Raw genomic sequence first — 4,438 nt, forward strand, 5'->3', positions numbered from 1 at the left:
CCTGTAAATCGCTCTGAAAGCGTCACAAACTTACAGCCCGATTTCTGGCTAATTAGGTAAGGATAAGTGCTTAAAAACGCTCCAGGAGCGTTTTGAGAGCGTCAGATTGGCGTTTTGAGATGCTAAGTCGGCTATTTAACGTAATAGGAATAATAATCACCACCACAACGTTATGTTGCTTTAAATTATGAGCTTCTTTGCTTCGATTTGAAGCCATTCAAATGTGTTTTTGGGCTCTCCATGCATTTCCATTTGATGCCAAAGTTTTTCAAATGACAAAATAGTGACTTGTAGAGCAACTTCTTCATTTCCAATTTCCATTGTTAAATTTTCGAGAAGTTTAATCGTATGAGCATCTACTAAAGTGTCGTATTTTTTTATTTTACACAAAGCCATAACGCAATACTCACAAAGTGTTGATATGCATGTAACTTTATAATAGTGCTCAATTGCGTATATAGTGGTTTTTTTTGGCCTAAGTCTATTAAGAACGTTCAATTGCTCACACAAACCTAGTCTTAAATATGATGTGTATGAGATAAATGGGATAAAGCGTGAAACTAAAAATTTATTTTAAAACATCGAATAACAAAGGCTTTGAAATCGCATCATATCAAGAACATTACGAGACAATTGTTGCTCAATGGCTTTCGTTAGGTCGTACACTAGAATCGAGTTCTTTTTTCCTTGTGCTGTACGATGATGATGGTAAGTGTGTAGATGCCAAATATCTTTCAAAAAATAATTTTAGTCGATTGCTGATAGAGTGGGACTGCTTTGGTTTAAAAGAAAGTAATGAGTAATTTAACGTAACACTCGTTGTGCGAACTGAACGATAGAACGCAAAAGGTTGCCCAAACCGGCGACCTTTTTTACATCTGGCAGATACGAAAAACGCCTCCCAATGGGAGGCGTTTTTCTTGAGGACGTTCATTACCTTAGAAAAGGATCGTTGAGATCCCAGCTCTTTGGTTGTAATCTCAATCCCCAGATGTGACAAAACCGACCCTGCAAGGTCGGCTTTGATCGGAATACTTACTGGTTTGACGGCCTGTGTAAGTCCTTTCATGATAGCCCATATCATTTAAGCACTTCAAGTATTCCTGCACTCTGTTTGGACTCAAGATGTTTTGGACAGAGCGATGCGCATCAGCCACCGACCAAGGGAAGTTCCAAAGGTGGCAGGTAAAGGCACTAATCAAAACTTGCGAAAGCACGATAAAACCGCTCTCTTGTAGCTGCTAGAGGGAGAACTGCGGAAAAGGAATAATTGATTAGTGTTGTGAGACTGGAATGGGGGCGTAAAGCCTTACTCACAGCGCAGGGCAGCCCGAAAGGGAAGAGACTTACCCAATCTGAAAGCGACCAAAAAGATACCCAAATCACTCATAAATTTGAGTTGAAATGGGTAGGGGTCGGCGCAGCCGAAAGGGTGGTTTGCGCTAGCTTGGCTAGCCTCCTCTTTGCTCTTACTGTCATTGTTTGATACTTCATGATTTCCCTTATTTGCATTTCTTTATCTTACTTTCTATCTTTTGTTAAGCACATAAGCAAGGCTACACAAAGACCCCTCCACTTCGTTACGTTGTCATTGTGCCTTGTAAGGGACGCTACGCTCCCTTAACCCTAGTTAAAAGCACTCAAACTAAAGAATTGCCATGACTGAAAAGAAGAAAGTAATACGAGAAAAGTCCATCAAGATCAGAGTCACTGAGACTGAACTTCAAGCTCTGAAAGATCGGTGTGATGGTGCGGAATTAGCTCCTTGGATGAGAGAGACTTGTCTTGGGGAACGGACTCTTAAAAGAGCCAATGTTCCTAAAGTAGACCCTGCATTATTGCGCCAGTTATCTGGACTTGGGAATAACTTGAATCAGATTACTAGAGTAGTGAATACCCAGAATTATGATGTCGTGAATGTGGTTCAAGTATTGGCTCAACTTTCAGCAATCGAGCGTCAGCTTGGGCAAATAATGGCACAGTATGAGATCTCAGTATGATTGTTCAGTTCGCTCGTAGAGGTAAGGGCGTTGGGAGTGGCCCTGTTGATTATCTCTTAGGGAAAGATAGAAATCGGGAGAGGGCGACACTCAATCAAGGCGATCCTGATTTAGTTCAATCACTCATTGATTCGAGTCCTTACGCCAAAAAGTACACATCGGGCTTTCTCTGTTTTGCTGAAACGGACTTATCACAAGAGATTAAAGATCGCCTCATGGCTGATTTTGAAAAGGCTTTGTTACCAGGCTTAGACAAAGACCAATACTCCATTCTTTGGGTAGAGCATCTTGATAAAGGGCGGTTAGAGCTGAACTTTGTTATTCCAAATATTGAGCTTCATTCTGGCAAGCGACTTCAACCTTACTACCACTTTGCAGACAATCCTCGTATCGATGCTTGGCGCACCATTCAGAATCTTGAACTAGGGCTTCATGACCCAGATGACCCTGCTAATCAGCAAGGCTTGGTGAGTGCTAAAGACACTCCATCCGATGCAAAAGAGATTCAGCAACTTCTTACCGATGGTCTACTTAATCTTGCTCAATCAGGCGCGATCCGTAGTCGAAAAGGGGTAATTGGTGCGCTTGAAAGCAAAGGATTTGAGATTGCCAGAGTGACAGCTAAAAGCATCAGCATTAAGAATCCCGAAAGTGGGAAACGAAACATAAGATTAAAAGGTTTGTTGTATGAGCAAGATTTTGAATATGGCGAGGGACTTCAATTCGCAATCGAAGAAGCAAGCCAACGCTATCGAGCAAACGCTAAAGAAAGACTTCGAGAGGCACGAACAACGTATTCAAGATGCGTTGAAATCAAGCGAGCAGAAAATCATAAACGACATCCAAGAGCAGCAATCACGTTTGAATCTCTTGGTGATGAAAACATGGATTTGGTTGCCAGTGACCCTGTTATTTTTGGTGATCGTCAGTTACGGGATCGCTTGGTATCAAGGGCAGACGATATTAGACAATCAGAAAAAGATAGCCCGCCAAAAAGCGATCCTAGAGCAGTTCCAGAACAAGACTTGGGGGCTTTCTCTGTACGAGAGCCAGAAAGGGGAACGTTTTATTGTGATACCAGAGGGTTACTCGATTCTGGAGGGGTGGACAATGAACGATGGCAAGAACGAGCTGATCAAGTTGGAGAGGAAATAAATGACCGAGCTAGAGAAACAACTTTTGCACGCCTTCGAGGTTTTAGAGAGGCAGCACAAGGAGCAGCACAGCGAGTTCGTGAAGCTCTACAAGGATTTAGAGAAAAGATTCGAGCAGAGCAGCGAGGAGAACCAACGCTTACAGAGCAGTGTGAGCAGCTTGACCATGCAAGTAAACAACTTGACGCAGCAGCTCCAGTCGTTGGAAAAGCAATACAGCAAGAGCAGTCGTTAGCACGACAAAATCGCAGAGGTCGAGGTTTCGGATTTAATCGTTAATACATTTGAAAATACGCTTGCCAGGAGTACAATGTACTCCTATTCTTTTGGGAGAGGATCGGGTTATTAGCTACGCATTAGAGTTTATTGAAACGCCATTGTTTGAATCTCAGCGAAAAGAGATGCTCACGGATGAAGAGTTTCGAGCGTTGCAGTCAGACATCATCAAAAACCCAGAAATGGGATCGTTGATTGTCGGAACGGGAGGGCTAAGAAAAGTTCGCCTTGCTGGAGAATCGACAGGTAAGAGTGGTGGTTATCGAACGATTTACTTACTGATCCAACCTGATGTTGTCTATTTGGTGTTGCTGTACAAGAAAGGGAGAAAGGACTCTTTAACTCAGAAAGAGAAGAATCTCCTTAAAGAAGTGTCGAGGTCGATTAAGAGAGAGTATGACAATGAGCAATAGTATTTTTGATGAACTTTATACATCGATGAAGCAAGCCGAAGCGATTGCAAAAGGAGAGCAGACTCCTGCGAATGTCACTCGTTATGAGATTGCCGATGTTAAAGCGATCCGAGCACAACTGGATGTCAGCCAAAAAGAGTTGGCACAAGCGATGGATGTGAGTATTGATACCGTGAAAAGTTGGGAGCAAGGACGGAGAAATCCGACAGGTTTAGCAAGCAAAGTCCTAACTCTACTCTCTAAAGAGCCAGAGCTTTATGCGAAGTTTTCAGTTTAAAGATTAAGAGGTGTCTATGAGTGCAGCTGTTACTTTTGAGCAATTCTGTCAGCATTACGAGTACGATCCGAGAAGTTCGTTATCTCGCTTTGAATATGAGAAGTACAAAGAGAAGAAGTACAAAGAGAACTTGGAGATAGCTAACGAGCTGATCACCAAAGATGCCATCGATAAGATGAAAACATAGAAAAAACGCCCTTAGAGGGCGTTTTTTGTTTCAATCGAACTGCGAACTTTTTGTCCTGTAAATCGCTCTGAAAGCGTCACAAACTTACAGCCCGATTTCTGGCTAATTAGGTAAGGATAAGTGCTTAAAAA

Annotated in this window: 8 protein-coding genes; 7 read left to right on the top strand and 1 reads right to left on the bottom strand. The window is 42.4% G+C overall.

Annotation, left to right across the window (positions count from 1 at the left end; translation table 11 throughout):
- Positions 1–180 precede the first annotated feature (180 nt).
- On the bottom strand, positions 181–396 hold the full coding sequence (locus R8N47_RS23150) for a hypothetical protein (RefSeq protein WP_031819061.1): 216 nt from the start codon (positions 394–396) through the stop codon (positions 181–183).
- Between the two features lie 158 nt (positions 397–554).
- Here R8N47_RS23150 and R8N47_RS23155 point away from each other — a divergent pair, with 158 nt between their 5' ends.
- The 7 genes from R8N47_RS23155 to R8N47_RS23180 all read left to right on the top strand — a co-directional run bounded on the left by R8N47_RS23155 (position 555) and on the right by R8N47_RS23180 (position 4,307).
- Positions 555–803 (top strand): hypothetical protein, encoded by a 249-nt coding sequence (locus R8N47_RS23155; protein ID WP_005398517.1) that lies wholly within the window; start codon positions 555–557, stop codon positions 801–803.
- 855 nt (positions 804–1,658) lie between these two features.
- Positions 1,659–2,000, top strand: a complete 342-nt coding sequence (locus tag R8N47_RS23160) for a MobC family plasmid mobilization relaxosome protein (RefSeq protein ID WP_276409300.1) — start codon at positions 1,659–1,661, stop codon at positions 1,998–2,000.
- Positions 2,001–2,705: 705 nt separating this feature from the next.
- Positions 2,706–3,155, top strand: coding sequence for an MbeB family mobilization protein (locus tag R8N47_RS28885; protein ID WP_353616425.1), 450 nt, complete (start codon positions 2,706–2,708; stop codon positions 3,153–3,155).
- Positions 3,156–3,389: an MbeD/MobD family mobilization/exclusion protein gene (locus R8N47_RS28890; RefSeq protein WP_169567099.1), complete on the top strand. Its 234-nt coding sequence runs from the start codon at positions 3,156–3,158 to the stop codon at positions 3,387–3,389. It abuts the gene before it with no gap.
- Between the two features lie 61 nt (positions 3,390–3,450).
- Complete coding sequence (locus R8N47_RS23170; protein ID WP_224723981.1) at positions 3,451–3,843, top strand: type II toxin-antitoxin system RelE/ParE family toxin; 393 nt, start codon at positions 3,451–3,453, stop codon at positions 3,841–3,843.
- Positions 3,833–4,120, top strand: a complete 288-nt coding sequence (gene nadS / locus R8N47_RS23175) for a NadS family protein (RefSeq protein ID WP_029946694.1) — start codon at positions 3,833–3,835, stop codon at positions 4,118–4,120. Before R8N47_RS23170 ends, nadS begins: the two co-directional genes overlap by 11 nt.
- A gap of 16 nt (positions 4,121–4,136) precedes the next feature.
- Positions 4,137–4,307, top strand: coding sequence for a hypothetical protein (locus tag R8N47_RS23180; RefSeq protein ID WP_158090427.1), 171 nt, complete (start codon positions 4,137–4,139; stop codon positions 4,305–4,307).
- The last annotated feature ends 131 nt before the right edge of the window (positions 4,308–4,438 follow it).

It is taken from the genome of Vibrio sp. 2132-1, assembly GCF_033344315.1.